This is a genomic window from Marinobacter daqiaonensis (assembly GCF_900115285.1).
Classification (GTDB): Bacteria; Pseudomonadota; Gammaproteobacteria; order Pseudomonadales; family Oleiphilaceae; genus Marinobacter; species Marinobacter daqiaonensis.
This window is the reverse complement of the sequence record NZ_FOYW01000001.1, coordinates 621,390-640,435: the sequence shown is the minus strand read 5'-3', so window position 1 is coordinate 640,435 and position 19,046 is coordinate 621,390. Positions and strand designations below refer to the sequence as shown.

17 protein-coding genes are annotated in these 19,046 nt (G+C 60.5%); 4 read left to right on the top strand and 13 right to left on the bottom strand.

The annotated features are described in order from the left end of the window. Window positions 1-170 precede the first annotated feature (170 nt). Complete coding sequence (locus tag BM346_RS02940) at window positions 171-722, bottom strand: hypothetical protein (RefSeq protein ID WP_092008794.1); 552 nt, start codon at window positions 720-722, stop codon at window positions 171-173. Between the two features lie 210 nt (window positions 723-932). Here BM346_RS02940 and BM346_RS02935 point away from each other — a divergent pair, with 210 nt between their 5' ends. Further along, complete coding sequence (locus BM346_RS02935; protein ID WP_092008793.1) at window positions 933-1,694, top strand: SDR family oxidoreductase; 762 nt, start codon at window positions 933-935, stop codon at window positions 1,692-1,694. A gap of 46 nt (window positions 1,695-1,740) precedes the next feature. Here the strand turns inward: BM346_RS02935 and BM346_RS02930 are convergent, their stop codons facing one another. The 5 genes from BM346_RS02930 to cysP form a co-directional block, all read right to left on the bottom strand. Next, on the bottom strand, window positions 1,741-3,081 hold the full coding sequence (locus BM346_RS02930; RefSeq protein WP_092008792.1) for a dicarboxylate/amino acid:cation symporter: 1,341 nt from the start codon (window positions 3,079-3,081) through the stop codon (window positions 1,741-1,743). Window positions 3,082-3,165: 84 nt separating this feature from the next. Then, complete coding sequence (locus BM346_RS02925) at window positions 3,166-4,263, bottom strand: sulfate/molybdate ABC transporter ATP-binding protein (protein WP_092008791.1); 1,098 nt, start codon at window positions 4,261-4,263, stop codon at window positions 3,166-3,168. Continuing rightward, complete coding sequence (gene cysW / locus BM346_RS02920; RefSeq protein WP_092008790.1) at window positions 4,260-5,123, bottom strand: sulfate ABC transporter permease subunit CysW; 864 nt, start codon at window positions 5,121-5,123, stop codon at window positions 4,260-4,262. The genes BM346_RS02925 and cysW overlap by 4 nt, the downstream gene beginning before the upstream one ends. 5 nt (window positions 5,124-5,128) lie before the next feature. Next, a complete protein-coding gene (cysT, locus tag BM346_RS02915; protein ID WP_092008789.1) occupies window positions 5,129-6,001 on the bottom strand; it encodes a sulfate/thiosulfate ABC transporter permease CysT in 873 nt (290 codons plus the stop codon). A gap of 9 nt (window positions 6,002-6,010) precedes the next feature. Further along, window positions 6,011-7,012, bottom strand: a complete 1,002-nt coding sequence (cysP, locus tag BM346_RS02910; RefSeq protein ID WP_092008788.1) for a thiosulfate ABC transporter substrate-binding protein CysP — start codon at window positions 7,010-7,012, stop codon at window positions 6,011-6,013. Between the two features lie 258 nt (window positions 7,013-7,270). On the opposite strand from cysP, the gene BM346_RS02905 reads away from it, so the two are divergent. Next, window positions 7,271-7,972: an SDR family oxidoreductase gene (locus tag BM346_RS02905; protein WP_092008787.1), complete on the top strand. Its 702-nt coding sequence runs from the start codon at window positions 7,271-7,273 to the stop codon at window positions 7,970-7,972. Here BM346_RS02905 and BM346_RS02900 read toward each other — a convergent pair. Beyond that, a complete protein-coding gene (locus BM346_RS02900) occupies window positions 7,969-8,823 on the bottom strand; it encodes an RluA family pseudouridine synthase (protein WP_092008786.1) in 855 nt (284 codons plus the stop codon). The genes BM346_RS02905 and BM346_RS02900 overlap by 4 nt on opposite strands. Window positions 8,824-8,860: 37 nt before the next feature. Beyond that, a complete protein-coding gene (locus BM346_RS02895) occupies window positions 8,861-9,649 on the bottom strand; it encodes an eIF2B alpha/beta/delta subunit family protein (RefSeq protein ID WP_167812652.1) in 789 nt (262 codons plus the stop codon). A 150-nt stretch (window positions 9,650-9,799) separates the two neighbouring features. On the opposite strand from BM346_RS02895, the gene BM346_RS02890 reads away from it, so the two are divergent. After that, window positions 9,800-10,516, top strand: coding sequence for a lytic transglycosylase domain-containing protein (locus tag BM346_RS02890; protein ID WP_092008784.1), 717 nt, complete (start codon window positions 9,800-9,802; stop codon window positions 10,514-10,516). 13 nt (window positions 10,517-10,529) lie between these two features. Here the strand turns inward: BM346_RS02890 and BM346_RS02885 are convergent, their stop codons facing one another. Then, window positions 10,530-11,864: an MFS transporter gene (locus tag BM346_RS02885; RefSeq protein ID WP_092008783.1), complete on the bottom strand. Its 1,335-nt coding sequence runs from the start codon at window positions 11,862-11,864 to the stop codon at window positions 10,530-10,532. 194 nt (window positions 11,865-12,058) lie between these two features. Between BM346_RS02885 and prpD the strand changes: the two genes are divergently transcribed. Next, a complete protein-coding gene (gene prpD, locus BM346_RS02880) occupies window positions 12,059-13,543 on the top strand; it encodes a 2-methylcitrate dehydratase (protein ID WP_092008782.1) in 1,485 nt (494 codons plus the stop codon). 11 nt (window positions 13,544-13,554) lie between these two features. Here prpD and prsR read toward each other — a convergent pair whose 3' ends face one another. The 4 genes from prsR to BM346_RS02860 all read right to left on the bottom strand — a co-directional run bounded on the left by prsR (window position 13,555) and on the right by BM346_RS02860 (window position 18,970). After that, window positions 13,555-14,928, bottom strand: a complete 1,374-nt coding sequence (prsR, locus tag BM346_RS02875) for a PEP-CTERM-box response regulator transcription factor (RefSeq protein WP_092008781.1) — start codon at window positions 14,926-14,928, stop codon at window positions 13,555-13,557. Between the two features lie 82 nt (window positions 14,929-15,010). Then, entirely contained in the window at window positions 15,011-17,164 is a 2,154-nt protein-coding gene (gene prsK, locus BM346_RS02870) for an XrtA/PEP-CTERM system histidine kinase PrsK (protein ID WP_092008780.1), read from the bottom strand. A 43-nt stretch (window positions 17,165-17,207) separates the two neighbouring features. Beyond that, a complete protein-coding gene (locus tag BM346_RS02865) occupies window positions 17,208-18,155 on the bottom strand; it encodes an SDR family oxidoreductase (RefSeq protein WP_092008779.1) in 948 nt (315 codons plus the stop codon). Then, complete coding sequence (locus tag BM346_RS02860; protein WP_092008778.1) at window positions 18,155-18,970, bottom strand: lysophospholipid acyltransferase family protein; 816 nt, start codon at window positions 18,968-18,970, stop codon at window positions 18,155-18,157. Before BM346_RS02860 ends, BM346_RS02865 begins: the two co-directional genes overlap by 1 nt. Window positions 18,971-19,046: the final 76 nt, after the last annotated feature.

The window sequence follows — 19,046 nt, the reverse complement described above, 5'->3', positions numbered from 1 at the left end:
CAAGGCTTTCAGGGGCTCAGTAGGTCAGCGAATTAACCGGCCGAGACACTAGTCTTCCGTACAGTGAATTCTTTATCCCGGACAGGACACTAACGTCTCCTCCCGGAATCTTACGATTTGGCCTGAGGGCAGCTCGTCTGGAGATGAGGCCCTCAGGCCGACTCAGTTTGTCAGGAAGCAAGTCTGACGGGTTTGGTGGGATCGAAATCCTTCCACTTCCCGTCTTCAATGTTGCCTTCGGCTTCCTCGACGTCCTTTCCGTCGTGGTCCCGGATCAGCCTGACCACCTTGTCCCTGTGTTCGTCGCCTACTTCGGCTGCCACGTGAAGCCCGGATTTTCGGTCGGTTACCGGCTCATCCTTTTTGTCGGCATCCGGGTCGGACTCCGGATCGTCGCTGGTTTCCGAGACGGCACCGGCCAAGGATCCCGTATAAGCGCCGACTCCGGCCCCGATACCAGCGCCTATCGGTCCCCCAACGGAGCCAATTGCCGCGCCGGCAACCGCGCCAACCCCCGAGCCTACCCAGGCGCCCTTACCGGCATCCGAGGCGCCGGGCGAACTTTCCTTATCGCCACCCATGGTCAGAATGTGGTGCTGACCGTCCGGATTGACAAAGAATATTGAAATCTTGTCTTTACTGATTCCGGCATCCTGGAGCGCCTGCGCCAATTCGTCGGCTTTCTCCTGATCCTCTAAACGTCCGGCGATAATACGGGCCATAAGCAGTCCTCGCTAAGGTTTGTGGAAAAATTGACCATTGCCATACCTAACGATAGCAAAGATCAAACAGATTGCTTTTTTACCTTTTTGTTTTTGGCGTGGTGCGCCATTCACCACCTTTATATTCCAGATAAGCGAAAATCAGTTCCTCTGTCGTAAGACGGGATCTAGGATAGAGTCCCCCAAAAAAGTCAGAGGAGTTCAGTGACAATGACGACAAGATTTTCCGGCAAGGTGGCCCTGGTCACTGGTGGCGCGGCAGGGATCGGCGCGGCAACAGCGAAGGCGTTTGCCCTGGAGGGCGCCCGCGTAGTGGTGTCCGATATTGATGTCCAGGGCGGTGAGGGCACCGTGGCTGCCATTGCGGCGGCAGGCGGGGAAGCGGTCTTCATCCCCTGTGACGTGAGTGATAACGACGCTGTCTCCGCTCTGATCGAGCGCTCAGTGGCCACCTGGGGACGACTGGATATCGCTTTTAACAACGCCGGGGTCGATATCGAGAAATCGAAGCTGGCGGACGGTGACGTGGAAACCTACGACCGTATCATGGACACCAATGTCAGGGGCGTCTGGCTTTGCATGAAGCACCAGATTCCGGTGATGCTGGAGCAGGGGGGCGGCGCTATCGTCAATACGGCCTCTGTTGCGGGGCTGGGAGCAGCACCCAAAATGAGCATCTACAGCGCCAGCAAGCATGCGGTTATCGGGTTGACCCGTTCCGCCGCCGTGGAATATGCGAAAAAGGGAATCAGAGTGAATGCCGTGTGCCCGGCGGTCATCGACACGGACATGTTCCGGCGTGCGGCGGCCGCCGATCCCCGAAAAGCCGAGATGGCGGTAGCCATGCACCCGGTTGGCCGCCTGGGTCAGGCGGAGGAGATCGCGGAGGCCGTACTGTACCTGTGCTCCGACATGGCCGGATTTACTACCGGCGTCGCCCTGCCCGTGGATGGTGGCTCCACCGCGGTTTAGCGATTAGCTAATAGGCACTAGACCTGTTTCCGGGGCTGCTTACTTCCTACAACTGGTCCGGTAACCGCTTGCCGGACCAGTTTTCCATCAGGCGGCAGGCCACCAGATCGCCGGTGACATTGATGGCGGTACGGCACATGTCCAGGATCCGGTCCACACCCATGATCAACGCAATGCCGCCTGGCGGAATCCCCACAGTCTGCAAAACCATTGCAAGGATGACGATACCCACCCCAGGGGTGGCGGGTGAACCGATGGACGCGCCCACGGCCATGGCTACGACCAGCGCCATCGCTCCCATGCTCAGGTCGATACCATAGACCTGGGCCAGGAAGATGGTGGCGACGGCCTGGTACAGGGCCGTACCATTCATGTTAATGGTGGCGCCCAGAGGGATTACGAATTGGGATACGGAGGGGCGAACCCCGAGCTGGTCCTCCGCCGTACGGATGGACAACGGCATCACAGCAGCCGAGCTGGAAGTTGAGAAGGCCAGTAACAGGACGTCCCGGGATTGCCGAAGAAATTTCAGGGGAGGGTACCCCACAATCAGTTTCATGATCAGCAGGTAGACCCCCAGCATCAGCAGCAGGCCCGCGATAACGGTCAGTACGTAGGAGGCCATGCCCATGAGCGCCCGGAATCCGAGGGTGGTGGTCAACTGCGCCATAAGGCCAAAAACCGCGTAGGGCGCCAGTCGCATGGCCCATTTCACCACGGTCATGCAGATCTGTTGGAGTGAATCCAGAAGATCCAGCATGGGGCGTGCCTTCTCAGGCGCCATGCTCACCAGTGCAATGCCCACGATGATGGAAAAGATCACCACCTGCAGCATCTGTCCTTCCACCATGGCGTCCAGTGGATTACCGGGTAACAGGCCCAGGAGAGTCTTCGGGATATCCTGGACGTCGGGAAGACTGCCGGCGACCGGCGCCGCCGCGCCTTCAGTGGTGGGTATGGCCAGCCCTGTCATCATCCTTCCGGGGTTTATCAGGCCGCCGACCCAGAGGCCGAGAGAGGCGGCTATAGCAGTGGTAGCCACGAAGAAAAGGACCACTCTCACGCCAAGCTTACGGAGCTGTTCCAGATCCTCACTGGCGGTGAGGCCGCGGACCACGGACGCGATCACCAGGGGAATCACGATCATCTGGATGGTGACGAGGAACAGCTGGCCGGGAAAGGCGAGCCAGTTGCCAATCAGGGTGCCCGTGGACGGTTCAACCCATCCCACCGAGGGGCCCAGGAGGGTCCCGACCACAAGCCCGAGACCCATGCCGATCAGTACCTTCAGCCAGAGCCGTTCCCTGACAAGACCGGAAAGATAGCCACTGAGATGCCGCAGTGGGCGGGGATAGTAACCGGAGGGTTCCGCAGGTTGGTTTGCCATCACACTCGTCCCTGTCTGCCGATGCCTTGCCTTATTCGATGTCGTTAATCGTTATAAGGATAGATTACCTATGACTATATGTCATCAGGGACGCCAGGTCAGGGTTTCGGGACTCGTCGATTCGCCCTTGAACAGGTGCCCGATGTCCGGTGAAACGAAGCACTGATCCCCCCGCTCTGGCTGCCATCGGCTGAACTCGGCGTGGGAGATGCCCACTTCCCAGATATCATCACAGGCCCAGCCCTTCGGCTTCAGTTCAATGCGCACCTCTGCTCCAATCAGGTTGACCGCTTCGATGATAAAGGGCAGGCATGCCTGCCCCGTTGGCTCTGACACCAGATGGACTTCATGGGGGCGGAGATAAAGCTGGGCCTCCCCTGGCGCGGGGGCATCCGGCAGCGTTACCCAGGCCTCACCCTGTCTCAGCCGTCCTTCGGCATCGACGGTACCGGCAATCACGTTCACATGTCCCAGGAAATCGAACACGAAGCGGCTGCCGGGGCGGGCATAGAGTCGCGTCGGCGCGTCCACCTGCTCGATCTGCCCCTGGCTCATCACCACCACCTGGTCCGACAGTTCCAGGGCTTCCTCCTGATCATGGGTCACGAAAACGCTGGTGAAGTGAAATTCGTCATGGAGGCTGCGCAGCCATCGGCGCAGGTCCTTGCGTACCCGTGCATCCAGGGCACCGAAAGGCTCGTCCAGCAGCAGGATGTCCGGTCTCGTGGCCAGAGCCCGGGCCAGTGCGACCCGTTGTTTCTGGCCCCCGGAGAGTTGCGCCGGGTAACGCTTCGCCAGGTGCGGCAGCTGGATCATCTCCAGCAGACGCTCGACGGACTTCCGGATTTCCGCCTTTGGTGGCCGGCTGCGTGCTGGCATGGACTCGAGGCCGAAGGCGATGTTATCCGCCACCGTCATATTGCGGAACAGGGCGTAGTGCTGGAACACGAAGCCCACGTTGCGGTCCTTCACCGGCACCTGGCTGACGTCTCTGTCACCGAACAGGATCCGGCCCTGGGTAGCGGATTCCAGCCCGGCAATGATTCTCAGCAGGGTGGTCTTGCCTGAGCCGGAGGGGCCAAGCAGGGCGGTAAGCCTGCCTTCGGGAATATCCAGGGAGATGTCCTGCAACGCCCGGAAATCTCCGAAGTACTTGTTCAGACGGTCTATCTTGATGCTCATTGAAGTTTCCTGTCCGGGCGATCATTGGCCATAAGCCGGGCCTGGCGCCACTCGGCCACCCCTTTGATGGCCAGGGTCAGTACGGCAATGGCCGCCAGCAGCGAGGCGGCGGCGAAAGCACCGGCGATGTTGTAGTCCTGGTACAGCAGTTCCACGTGCAGCGGCAGTGTGTTGGTCTGGCCGCGAATATTGCCGCTGACCACCGATACGGCACCAAACTCCCCCACCGCGCGGGCGTTGGTCAGTACCACGCCATAGATCAGCGCCCATTTTATATTGGGCAGGGTGACCTTGCGGAAAAGTCGCCAGCCAGAAGCACCCAGGGTGACAGCGGCTTCTTCCTCCTCGCTGCCCTGTTGCTGCATCAACGGGATCAGTTCCCGGGCGACAAAGGGGCAGGTCACAAAAACGGTAACCATGACGATGCCGGGCCAGGAGAACATCAGTTGAACGTCGTACTCTCCCAGCCAGCTTCCCAGCCAGCCATTGCGACCGTAAAGCAGTAGATACAGCAGGCCGGCAACCACTGGCGATACCGCGAACGGAATGTCGATCAGGGTGATGAGAAGCTTGCGGCCCGGGAAGTGGAAGCGCGTCACCAGCCACGCCAGGGCGACGCCGAACACGAGGTTCAGTGGCACCGTGAGCAGGGCCACAAAAAGCGTAAGGCCAATGGCATGAAGGGTGTAGCGGTCGGTGATGTTGCTGATCATCACGCCCCAGCCGGCGCCCAGGGCCTGGCTGAAAATAAGGATCAGGGGAATGGCCAGGAACAGGGTGGCCAGCAGCACTGTGAGCAGGACCAGGGTTCTTCGTACCCATGGGCCGTCACCGACGCGATGATGAGACTGGTACTTCATGATGCCTACCTCCCCAGAAGCCGGCGCAGATAGCGCCCCTGCCAGAGGGTGATGGCGAACAGGAGCGACAGTGACACCAGCAGTACCATGGCGGCAATGGCGCTCGCCGCGGCGTAGTCGTACTCCTGCAGCCGGATGAAGATCATCAGGCTGGTGACCTCGCTCACATAGGGCGTATTGCCTGCAATGAAGATGACCGCACCGAACTCCCCCAGGCTGCGGGTGAAGGACAGGGCGACACCCGTGACCAGGGCCGGCCAGAGGGTAGGAAAGATAACCTTGCGGAAGACGCGACCGTCGGAGGCGCCGAGGGTGATGGCTGCCTCTTCGTCTTCCGGTGGCATTTCCTCCAGCACCGGTTGCACGGTGCGGACCACGAAGGGAAGGCTGGTAAAGGCCATGGCAATCACGATCCCCGCCGGGGTATAGGCGAGGTTGATGCCAAGGGTATCAAGCCACTGGCCATACCAGCCGTCCCGGGACAGCAGGGTGGCGAGGGTGATACCGGCAACCGCCGTCGGTAGCGCAAAAGGCAGGTCCACCATGGCATCGATCAGGCGCTTGCCGGGAAACTCGTAGCGTACCAGGCACCAGGCCAGGAGCAGGCCGAAGACGCCGTTGAACAGGGAGGCCGCCAGTGCGGTCCAGAGGGTGACCTTGTAGGACGCCACCACCCGCGGGTCGCTGATGACAAACCAGAACTGACTCCAGCTCATCCCGGAGGCTTCCGCCACCAGCCCGGTCAGTGGCAGTAACAGAACCAGGCTGATGAACAGCAGCGAGATGCCCAGGCTGAGGCCGAACCCCGGGAGCACCCGTTTGCTGCGAACAAGAGAGCCCCGGGTGCGGCCCGGGGCTTGGGTAGTGGAGCCTGTCACCTTGGTGGCCTAGCGACGACGCTGGAGCTGATCCAGCTTGCCCCCACTGGCAAAGTGGGTCTCCATGGCGTTTTCCCAGCTGCCGGCGATTTCCGAGACAGGCAGCAGGGTTACCTCCGGAAAACGGTCGGAGAATTCGGCCTTCACCACACCGTCGTGAACCCGGTAGTTGAAGCCGGCCAGCAGGCGCTGGGCCTCTTCACTGTAAAGGTGCGTGAGGTAACCCTTGGCCAGGTCCTCGGTGCCATTCTGCTCGACGTACTCGTCGATCCAGGTGACCGGGAACTCCGCCAGAAAGCTGATCTTCGGTGTCACCACCTCGTACTCGCCAGGGTAACGGTCGGCAATATTCAGCACTTCGGACTCGAACGTCAGCAGGGCATCCCCGATGCCGCGCTCGATGAAGGTGGTGGTGGCGCCACGGCCGCCACTGTCGAACACCTTCACCCGGCCGAGAAGATCTGCCAGGAACTGGTCGGTTTTCTCCTGGTCGTCGCCAAACGTTTCCTGGGCATAGCCCAGGGCCGCCAGATAGGTGTAGCGGCCGTTACCGGAGGTCTTGGGGTTGGGCATGACCAGTTCCACGTCTTCCCGGACCAGGTCGTCCCAGTTCTCGATATTCTTGGGGTTACCCTTGCGAACCAGGTACGCCATGGTGGAGTAATAGGGGGAACTGTTGTTCGGAAGGCGCTCCGCCCAGTCTTCGGGTATCAGTTGTCCCCTTTCATGGAGGATGTTGATGTCGGTTACCTGGTTGAAGGTGACCACATCGGCCTTCAGGCCCTGGATGATGGCCTGGGCCTGCTTTGACGAACCGGCATGGGACTGGTCTATGGTGACGGTGTCACCGGTTTTTTCGAGCCAGTACTCCTTGAACTGCTCGTTGTAGGCAGCAAAGAGTTCACGGGCGATGTCGTAGGACGAATTCAGCAGCTGGCGCTCGGCTCCGAGGGCGCCTTGCGCGCTCAGAATGGCCGCACCAGCGACAAGACCCTTGATCCAGGTTTTCATGATGCTTTCCCCTGTCGTGCAATCGTGTGTTCCGGAATTGGGCGCAATGTAGCAAACGACAGATAAAACTGAAAATTCTAAAAAATAATATTGATAGCAGGAATCTGGCTATTGGTATGGAAATGGCCCGGTCTTCTGTGGGAGTCCGCGGAAGAGACTACGCTATTGCTGACGGGGCCGGCTGGTAATGATCCTGTCGGCGACCCCGACCGTAGCCTTCAACCCGGCAAGATTCATCAGAAGATAAAGGAGAAAACGATGAGCGACAGTGAAAATCCGGTGCTGCTGATCACCGGCGCTTCTTCAGGTATCGGTGCCGAAACAGCCCGGGCCGCGGCTCGCGCTGGCTATCGCGTGGTCCTGGCGGCCCGCTCCACAGATAAGCTCAAGGCTCTGCAGGAGGAACTGGGGGGCGAGGAGCGCGCGCTGATTGCTGCCTGCGATGTCCAGAAAGTCTCCGACCAGACGGCCATGGTGGAACAGGCAGTGGCCGCTTTTGGCCGCATCGACGCGGTCTTTGCCAACGCAGGACGCGGCGGCGAGCCCGGAGGGTTCAGTGGTGCCGATCCGGAAGTCTGGAAGGACATGATCCTCACCAATGTGCTGGGCGTCGGCATCACCCTGCAGGCGTGCCTGCCGGAATTGAGGAAGTCGAAAGGACACCTGCTTATTACCGGTTCCGCGGCGGGCCGGGCGACGATCCCCGGGTCCATGTACAGTGCCACCAAATGGGCGGTATCGGCGATCGGCTATGGGGTGAGGGAAGAGCTACGGGGTACTGGTATCCGCGTGACCCTGATTGAGCCGGGCATGGTGGATACACCGTTCTTCGATGAACGCCCCGAAAATGCCCTGCGGCCGGAAGACATTGCCGAGGCGGTGACCTACGCCCTGCGCCAGCCTGCCCATGTCGATGTCAATGAAATCCTGGTGAGGCCGACACCCAAAACAGAGGGTTAGTCAGGCTGGGGGGGCCTCCCGGAGGTCTCCGGGCTGGGTCCACCGACGTCGTTCAGCGTGTCCGGCAGCGCCAGGCTCATGGCCTTGCCGGTCAGCGGGCAGTGGAAAGCCAGGTGGACGGCAACGAGCCTCAGTGGCTGGTTGGCGGCGCGTCCGTACAGCCTGTCTCCGACGATGGGATGGTTCAGGGAAGCAAGGTGCTTGCGGATCTGGTGTTTGCGTCCGGTTTCGATGCTCACCTGGAGCAGGGTGCATTGAGCCTCCCTGTCCAGCGCCAGGGTAGACACCCGGCTTAATGCCGGCTTGCCGTCGATGGGCAGGTCGACCTGCCGGTCAGTGACATCCAGCAGGCCGTGTACCCTGGCCTGGTAAACCTTGGTCATCTCCCGGCCGGTAAAACGTTGCGATAGCGCTCCTGCGGCCTTGGGGTCGTGTGCAATAAGCATCAGCCCGGCGGCATCGGCATCGAGCCGGTGGACCAGGTATGCGGGCCTGCCGTTGGCGATCTCGACCCACCGTAACAGGCTGCAGTGGTCCCCCCACTGGGAGCCCTGGGAAAGCATGCCGTGGGGCTTGAACCAGGCACTGTAACGCCCGTGGTCGGCCAGGGGCTCCGGAGTCTCGGGTTTTCGGGCCAGCACCTGATCGTCGTAGTAGAGCTGGATGCGGGTGCCGGGCTTCAGCTCCCGGGTGGCCCGGCGCAGGCGTACCTGTTTGCCCTTGTGGGTCCACCAGCAGGCGCCCTTGCTCATGGCGTCCTTGATCCGCTGCCGGGACAGATCCGAGGCCTCGCTCAGGGCTTCAACCGCGGTCTGGGGGCGGTCCGTGGTCAGGTCTATGGTTGTTCGCATACGGTCTGATGGTCCTGAAAGTTGGATCCTGGCCGGGCTACCGGCACCGGTCGTCGGGCGTTGCGCCCGTTTCATCTTCGTCATTCATCGGCTGCGCCCCGCTCTCACTGACCAGGTAAACGCCCCGCGTCATCGGCGCCGCTTCGAACAGTTCAGTGGAATAGTGCAGGCGGTCGACCCGCTTACGGGAATCCCCGAGTACATAGACCGGCTTGCCGGCCTGAATCATGGCACCGGCAATTTGCCGGCTGCCAGTCTTGTTCACAAAGGCGCCCTCGCAAAACTGGTCCATGCCCAGCAGGGCCGCATCCAGGGAAGGCGCCAGCCCGGCGATACGGTCGTCCTCCACCAGGTGTACGGCAACGCCGGCCTCACGCAGGGCGTCGTACTGTGCCACCCCCTCTTCGCCGGGAACCGACCGCGTCTGCAAGACCTGGATATCTCCGAACGTGCGATCCAGCCAGCAAATGGCTTCAAACAGGGTGCCGCTGCGGCTGTGAACCAGCAGGCGCTTGCCATGCCAGTCACAGATGCCCGCCAGGTTCCGTGAAATCTGCTCGGGAACGTCCTGCCACCGTTTTTCGTAAGCATCGAGGGCGTCAAAGAAATCCGGCCCGATGGCGGGCTCCAGTGCATTCAGCAAATGGTGAACCACCACCATGGAAGGGTCGATGTGGCGCAATCGTCTGAAGGCCTCGCGCAACCGGCTCTCATCCGGTGGCCCGGGTTCGAGGGAATGCAGCGCCTGCAGGATGTGCTTCACAAGGGTGGAGGAGCCATGCTCACGGTCCGCGACAATGGTATCTATCTGCTGGTCGAAGGTCATTTCCCACTCCTGTGCCGATGGACGTATTGGCAGGATAGCGCACCTGCCTGAAATGCCCATCGGTTCCGGTTTGCCGGACCTGTTTGATTTATACTGCCATTCAGTGTCCAGTCATCAGAAACCGGATTCCGTCGTTTCCACGAGGTATGAATGAAGTTCGCTGGCATGACCCTGATTTCGTCACTGGTCGGCGTTGTTTTGCTGCTTGGCTGCGGCAGCTCCGCCTTTGCGGATTCAGTACGCAGAATTGTTCACCCGGACGGTCGGGTGGAATACACCAATGCTCCCGCTCAGAACCGCGCCCGTCCCAGCACGCAAAGGGAAACCGTCTACAAATACCGTGACCAGCACGGTGTCGTGACATTCAGCGAGGCCAGGCCTGACGGGGCGGATTACGATGTGATCCGTTTCGAGTGCTACGCCTGCAGGCCGGATTCCCGCGTCGACTGGCACCGCACGCCTCTGTTCCTGACCCGCTACGTGGACGAGATCGAGGCCACGGCGCGGGAATTCGAGGTGGACCCGGCTCTGGTCCGTGCCGTCATCCATGCGGAGTCGGCGTTCAACCCCCAGGCGGTGTCTTCCAAGGGTGCCCAGGGACTGATGCAGTTGATGCCCGGAACTGCGCGGGAAGTGGGGGTCAGCAATGCCCTCGACGCCTCCGAAAACATCCGCGGTGGTGTCACCTATCTGTCACAGATGCTGCACATCCATGGTGGCGACACCCGGCTCGCGACCGCTGCCTACAATGCCGGGCCTGGCGCGGTTCGTCGTCACGGCGGCATTCCCCCCTACGCCGAAACCCGGGCCTATGTGGAGCGGGTTGGCATTCTCCACCAGCGGTACCAGCAGAGCGACAGCCACTGAGTCCGCGGCTTCATCACCGGTTCTGATCGCCATCCCCTCCTGGCGCTTCCGGCGGGGCATCGGTGCCAGGGGATCTTCTCCGCATTTTCGCTTCCTCCTCGTCCTCTTGTGGCGGCTCCTCGAACTCGGTATTTCGCGGGTCCAGTTCCGCCAACCCGAGCCCGGCTTCCGGAGTGGTGGGGTAGTAATGCTCCTGGTGCTGAACGGCGGGGCGGACTCGGCCCGGGCCGAAGACCATGAACAGGGCCATCAGGCCCAGGAAAAAGGCATTGCTGACAAAGAGTCCCCCGGGCCCGAGGAGGTCCATGAACAGCGCGCTTATGATCGGCCCGGCGCAGCTGCCGACGCCATAGCTCAGTAACAGGGCGGTGCTCGCTGCGGTGATTTCACTGCTGTCCATCAGGTCGTTGGTGATGGCAACCGCGATGGGATACAGGGCGGCGCTGAGGCCCATGTACAGACCGGTAAACAGGATCAGCACGACAAGGCTGTAGGAGCCGGCGAACGCCACCACAAGGCTGCAGACCGCGGCTACGACCGTTGTCACCACGAGGATACGATAGCGGTCGAAGGAATCACACAGCCACCCCACCGGGAATGCCAGCAGCATCGCTGCCACGATGGCCGAGGCCATGAAGTTCGACAACTGGTTCAGGTCAAGGCCGATGCGGTTGGCGTAAACCGGCCCCATGGCATAGAAGGCGCTGATAAGCAGGCCGGCGATCACGGCACCCAGCGCTCCGGTGGGGGAAACCCGGTAGAGCGTGGGCAATGACATTCGCTGCCCCTTCACGATGACGGGGGACTCACGACGGGTCATGGAAAGGGGTGTAACCGCCAGGGCAACCAGAATTGCCGCCAGAGAGAAAGGAATGAAACCGGAGGGGTCGGCAACACGGATCAGTACCTGGCCGCCGGCGGTGGAGAGAAAGAAGACGATCTGGTAAAGCGCGAACAGGGTTGCCCGGTTTCGGTTATCCGCCTTGCTGCTGAACCAGCTCTCCATGACGATCATCAGGCCTGCCATCACGAAACCGCCGAGAGCCCGCAGACCGGCCCACAACCCGGCTTCAACCGCCATGGGATAGATCAGGGTGGCGGCGGCAAGGATGGCCGCGAATACCGCAAAGGCGCGGATATGGCCCACCCGCTCAATGATCCTGCCAGCATAGAGCGTGCCGAAGACGAAGCCAACCGAGTAGAACACCAGGATCCAGCCAATCGTACTCTCGCTGAATTCCTCCAGACTCAGCCGGAGGCCGAGCAGCGTCATCAGAAAAGCGTTGCCCGTTATGAGGAGGATAATGCTGAGAATCAGGGATGACAGACTGATGGCAGTGCGTCGCATGGCTCGTCCTGTGGTGAGTTGTCCGTAATCGTCATTCGGGATGCAAAGGATGGATCCTGGAGTGGGCCATGGTCAAATTACGGGAATACGGGTTTGTCCCATGTTGTTCCGGCTGGTCTAGACTGACTCCATGATCTGTCACCAAAGAACCCGTGAAGCCGGCTTCTGGGGCTTCAGCAACCGGAGGACAACCGATGAAAGCCAACGTGGATGAAAACGTTCGCCCTGATTACGACGATGTGTTGCAGGAAATCGCTGATTACGTCCTGTCCTACAAGGTCGACAGTGAGGAAGCCTGGAACACCGCCCGTAACTGCCTGATGGATACGCTGGGTTGCGGTCTGCTGGCGTTGCGATATCCCGAGTGCACCAAGCATCTGGGTCCCCTGGTGGAGGGTACCGTGGTCCCCCATGGGGCAAGGGTTCCGGGTACCCAGTTCCGGCTGGATCCGGTGAAGGCGGCCTGGGACATTGGCTGTACCATTCGCTGGCTGGATTATAACGACACCTGGCTGGCAGCGGAGTGGGGCCACCCGTCGGACAATCTCGGGGGCATCCTCGCGGTGGCGGATCATCTGTCCCAGAAACGGGTATCCGCGGGCCAGTCGCCTCTTGTCATGAGCGATGTACTCGTCGCCATGATCATGGCCCATGAGATCCAGGGTATTCTCGCTCTGGAGAATTCCTTCAACCGGGTCGGGCTGGACCACGTCGTGCTGGTCAAGGTCGCGTCCACCGCAGTTACCGCCAGGCTCATGGGGGCTAACCGGGAGCAATTGCTTTCCGCGCTTTCCCATGCCTGGGTCGACGGCCAGGCCTTGCGTACCTACCGCCACGCCCCCAATGCCGGTTCCCGCAAATCCTGGGCGGCGGGCGATGCGACCTCCCGGGCGGTGCGGCTCGCGGATATCGCCCTACGGGGGGAGATGGGGATCCCCGGGGTGCTGACAGCTCCGCAATGGGGTTTCTATGACGTTCTGTTCAGCAAGACCAACCGGAACCAGGCCCTGAAACCGGAGGACCAGCGCCGGTTCTCACTGCCCCAGGCTTTTGGTAGTTACGTGATGGAGAATATCCTGTTCAAGATTTCCTTCCCCGCCGAGTTCCATGCCCAGACCGCGGCGGAGGCAGCCGTTACCCTGCACCCCGAAGTGAAGAACAGGATCGATGAGATCGACCGTATCGTGATCACCACCCACGAATCCGCCATTCGCATCATTTCCAAGGAGGGCACGCTGGCGAACGCCGCGGACCGGGATCATTGTCTGCAATACATGACAGCGGTCCCGCTGATCTTCGGTAACCTGACCGCGGATCACTACGAGGACAGCTTCCACGAGGCCCATCCCATCATTGATGAGCTTCGCGGAAAAATGGAAGTGGTTGAGGACGAGCGCTACAGCCGCGAATACCTTGAGCCGGAAAAGCGATCCATCGCCAATGCCGTGCAGGTATTCTTCAAGGATGGAAGCAGTACCGACAAGGTGGCTGTGGAATACCCCATCGGCCATCGCCGGCGCCGGGAAGAGGGCATCCCGCTGCTGGAAGACAAGTTCCGGAACAACCTCGCCACCCGCTTTCCGGGCCAGACCTGCGACCGGATCTTCCGGCTGTGTGCCGACCCGCAGCGCCTGGAGCAGACGCCGGTCCACGAATTCATGGAGCTGTTCGTGATCTGATCGGTCCCGGCTCAGGCCTGGACCGACTCGGCAGAGGTGTCGATGCGATACTTGTCAGTGAGGTTGTACAGGGTCGGGCGGGTCACACCCAACAGGCGCGAGGCCTGGGCCATGTTGTATCCGGTGGTCTGAAGCGCCTGGATGATGGCATCCCGCTCGGCGGTTTCCCTCACCTGGCGCAGGTTGAGCTGGTTTTCCGTCGGCACTCCCTCGCAGGTCAGCTCAAGGTCAGCGGCTGTCACGCGCTTGCCTTCGGCCATTATGGTGGCCCGCTTGACCTTGTTGATCATCTCCCGGACATTGCCGGGCCAGCTGTATCCGCTGATCGCCTGAACCGCGTCCTCGCTGAAGGAGAGGCTGGGCCGGTCCATCTGCCGGGACAGGCTCTGCAGCAGGGATCGGGCGATCACAATGGAGTCGCCCTGGCGCTCCCGCAGGGCGGGCACTTCTAGCGTGATTTCACTGATCCGGTAGTACAGGTCTTCGCGGAAGTCGCCGGCGCTGATCAGGTGGGCCACATTGCGGTGAGTGGCGCAGACCACCCGGACATCCACCGGTACCGGCTTGACGCTGCCAACCCGGTCGACCGACCGTTCCTGAAGGAAACGAAGCAGCTTGGCCTGAAGGGCCATGGGCATATCGCCGATTTCATCCAGGAAAAGGGTGCCGCCATTGGCGCTTTCGATCTTGCCTTTCTTGCTCTGGGTTGCCCCGGTAAAGGCGCCTTTTTCGTAGCCAAAGAGTTCACTTTCCAACAGGTTCTCCGGAATGGCCGCGCAGTTGATGGCCGCAAACGGCTTGTCGGCCCGATGGCTCAGGTCGTGCAGGGCGCGGGCAAGGAGTTCCTTACCGGTACCGGTCTCACCGACGATCAGAGTGGTCACGTCCGTAGGGGCGACTTTCTCGAGGGTTCTGCACACCGATAGCATCTGCGGGCTGGCTGCTACAACGCCCTTGATGTTGGTGCCGTTCTGGCGATTGGTGAGTTCACGGTTATCCCGCTCAAGCTCGGCCAGTCGGAAGGCCCGGTTCACCACGAAGGAGAGAATGTCCGGGTCCAGGGGCTTCTGGTAAAAATCGCTCGCTCCCATACCGATGGCCTTGACCGCATTTTCCTTGTCTTCACGGCCAGTGACGACAATGACTTTCACCATGGGCGACAGCCTGAGAATGTCGTCGAGCAGGGCAAAGCCTTCGGACGCGCCACCGGGGTCAGGCGGCAGGCCCAGGTCAAGGGTGACCACCTGGGGCTCGTTGCGGCGTAGAAGAGCCAGGGCGGCTGCCCGGTCCGCGGCAACGTCCACATCAAGATCACTACTGAAGCACCAGCGCATCTGGCTCTGGAGGCCAGGGTCGTCTTCTACAATAAGCAGTCGTTTTTTCACAACGGACTAAATCCTTTTATTGGGTGGCGTAAATCAATTTATCGCAAGATCACTTTTTGTTCAGTGTCGGCCGAAAACGATTCTATTGCAAACCGCCGGCACGGTCAGCTAACTGCTCGTGATTGAGCTCAGTCTCCTTCGAAGCTACTGTCCCGGATTCCCCTGAACTCTGGAGGGAGGTTTTGACCGTGGGCAGCAGTACTGAAAAGCAGGAGCCCATACCGGGTTCGCTGGTGACGTCGATATTGCCGCCGAGTTCGCGAATATACTCCCGTGCCTGGTAGGCGCCAATGCCCATGCCGGTAAGTCCCTTGGTACTTTCAAACGGCTTGAAAAGCTGCATGCGGATAAAATCTTCCGTCATGCCGGTACCCGAATCCTGGATGAACAGGACCACATGACCAGTGGAGGCCTTCAGGGTAAGGGTGACTTCGCCAGCCGGAGGAGTGGCGTCCTGGGCATTCTGAATCAGATGGCCGAGCACGCTCCACAACTGGACCCGGTCCGCACGGATCATGACCGGATCCATGGGACCCATCAGCTTTGGCTGGGGCTGGTTACGGGCATAGTGAGCGGCAAGCTCGCTGACCAGTGCCTGCAGGTTCACCGGCTCCCGGTCCCCCGGACCCGAGTCGGGCTTGCGGATGTGGTCCACCAGGTTGGACATCTTCTGCACTGCGTGCTCGGTGGTGCTGATCATGTCGTCGATGAACGCGGGGTTGTCCCGGTGACGGCCGGCATTGCGGACCAGCAGCGACAGCTGGGCAATGAGTGTTTTGAGATCGTGAACCATGAACGCGGAGGCCTTGCTGACCGCCTCGAACTGCATTGCGCGGGAAAGCCGGTTCTGGGCATCCGCCTGGGCCAGCAGGTTACAGGTCTGGCGGGCCACCACCCGGACCAGGTCGAAGTTTTCCCAGTTCAGGACCACCCGGGCGTTGGCCCGTCCCACCAAGGTTATGCCATAGAGCTGATTGCCCAGGTACATGGGGATCAGCAGCCAGCCCCCCTCGAACTTGAGGATGGGGTCGGGAATCTCCAGAAGGTTGTAACGCACCGGGTCGGCCCGGTAATCCTCCAGGTCAATGATCCATTCCCGCTCGGCGAAAAATCGCACGAGTTCGCAATTGCCGTCGATGCTGGTGAACCGGGGCTGGTGCATGTTGACGGTGCTCTGCAGCATGAAGTTACCGTCCTCGTCCCGTTCCCAGAGTGCGCCAGAGCTACTCTCCACAAGCCCGGCGAGGATACGGATGATGCGTTCGGGCAGGGGGGGATGGTCGCTCAGGTTGGCCAGCTCCCGGGTCATTTTCAGCCATTCTTCCCGGTAATCGTATTTGTAGTCGAAGAAATTCTGACTGATAAAGATCATCAGCCGCGCCCTGAAACGGCGTGAGGTCAGCAGCAGGGCCAGGAAAGCCATGGCAGCAGTGACAAACAGAACCTGCAGGGCGTCCCCCCACTGGCCACCGAGCACCCGGACGTAATAGCCGCCGGCCGCGGCGAACAGCAGGTACACACCGGCGAACACGAGGGCACTCACGTGGAACATGGCGTTGCGCGAAAGCTGGAACTCCACCGGTTGCTTGCGGGTATTCATCATGGCAACGCCCAGCAGGGGCACCACGAGGGCGTTGACAAAACCCCGGGCGTCCCAGAAGCCACTGGAGATCTGCCCGAACAGCAGGGCGTCGGTGTACATGAAGAAGTCGTAGGCAAACACCGTTAGCACGCTGATGCAGAGGTAGCGGATGCTGGAGCGGCTCGACTGTATGGAGTTACGCCAGATCTGCTCCACCAGGCAGATACCGAGAAGCGACAGGGCAATCTGTCCCACCAGCTTGAACTTGCCGCTGATCAGGGGAATGTTCAGAAGGTATTCCAGGGCCGCGAGGGTGAACAGTATGAAGATCACGGCAAAGGTGGAGAACCCGAGGAACCGCCGCATGACGTTGACCGTTCTCAGCTGGCGGTCGATGGGCCGGAGCAGGATCAGCAGGACCAGTACCCAGCCGCCGTCCCGGAGCAGTTCGAGGAGGTAGCGGACAAGGAATGGAGGCTCAGACCAGATTTCCTGGGTGACCAGGGAACCTGCCCAGAGAAATGACAGGGTGACGGACAGCAGCAGGATACGGTCCGAGGCGCGGCGCAGGTAACGGGTGACAATCAACCCGCCCAGCAGCAGGAAGGCCAGGGCAGCGGCGGCATGGCTGATCAGTCCGAATTCATTAAGCATTTACTGCACATCCTGTGACGCTTCCGGTTTCCCGCACGGGACACTAGACCGGGTGCTTGTTCTCCAGGTAGTAATGGAAAATCTCATCCAGCGAACGCTTCGGCTGGAAGCCGAATTCCCGCGCGAACGCCCTTCCGTCGATGATGACAGGGTACTTGAAAAAGTCCATCAGGTAAGGTGGAAAACGTCGCAGGTTCAGCAATCGTAATAGGGTCCTGGGCACAATGGGCGGAATCGAGAGGATCGGAACCCGTTTACAGCCACAAAGGTCGAGGGCTTTCTGGTAGGCGACCCAGTCACTGGGCGCGACGTTATAGATGCCCTTGTGATTCCTGCGGTAGGCCAGCACGAGGGCATCGGCCATGTCGTCGATATGGATGAACTGCATCATCGGGGAAAACCCCGCCAGTACCGGTGCCCGCTCGCTGGATAGCAGGGTGCTCATGGCATTGCGGACCCCGGGTCCTACGATGTTGCAGGGGCGCAGGATGGTGATATTCAGATGGGGGTAGCGCCACAGGTAGATATTGGCGAGGTTCTCCAGTTCCACCGAGTCCACAAGGTCCATGGTCAGGCCGGCGGCCTTGAGGGGGGCAGCCTCGTCGATCATGGCGGGGTTATAGGGAACGGCGCCATAGACGTGGAAGGTGGAAAGAATGATGACCCGTTGCACATTGTACTTGTGGCTCAGGTCCAGCAGCTTCTGGGTGCCGAGCACATTGGCGTTGTATCGGCTGAGCCGGGTCTCCTGGCTGGACATGATGCGGCCCAGGTGAATGACCCCGTCGAAATGAAACCGCCGGAACAGATCCTCGAACACCCGCTTGTTGAAATCAATGCAGTAACTGGGGATGTCATCTCCCAGCCATACCTGCTCACGGAAGTCCACCGCGACCAGGTCGCAGGTGTCCCGAAGCTGGTTGATGACTTGCTGGGCCAGGGTGCCCGCTGCCCCCGTCACCAGAATCTGTGGTCTTTTCTCGGTAGTCATCAGAACAGCCTTTTCCTTTGGTTCAGTCCCTTTTTGATCATTTCGCCCACGGCGGCCTTGACCAGCTCTACCCTCGTGGTTACCTGCTCCTCCGGTATGTCATCGTTGTCGAATACCATCGGATCCCCCACGCAGATGTGCACCTTGGCGGGCAGGATCACCGGTGCCGCCAGAGGAAAGTAGGGGAGTCCCAGCATCCTGGCCAGAGGCTTGATATTGGCGATGGCGGGAATGGTCTCCTCACAGCCAACAACCCCCACCGGCACCACGGTGGCGTTGTGTTCCATGGCCAGGTGCATGAAGCCGTTACCGAAACGCTTGAGCTGGTAGCGATCACGGTAGAGTTTGCCGGAGCCGCGGACGCCTTCCGGGAAAACGATGATGGCCTCCCCGTTGGCGAGCATCTTGGCGCAGTTCACCGGGTCGCCCAGCACGCCGCCGAACTGGTTCAGCAGGTTTCCCAGGTAGGGAACCGTGGGGAAGAAGCGCTCGATCATGGCCCGGGGTATGCGGGGTCTGTTCTCGCGGGAGGCGAGGGCAAATCCTATCAGCAGGCCGTCAATGGGCAGTTGTCCGCTGTGATTCGCGATAATGAGAACCGGACCTTCGGCGGGTATCTTGTCAATGCCGTCCACCTCAACCCGGAAATATTTCTCATAGATCTCGCGAGTGACGGCGTACCCGATCTTGAGAGTCTCATTGTTGTACCCCCAGGGATCGTACCCGAGGCTGCCGATGGGTTTGCCGATTTGGTCGATCTCTTCATCCAGCTCTTTGCTTACCAGACGCCGCTTGAGAAATTCTGCCAGACTCATGGGTCTTCCTTTCCTGTATCTTTCCGGAGTATAGGCGATTCGCGATCCACGTCAGCCCCCGGTTCAGGCTTTTTCG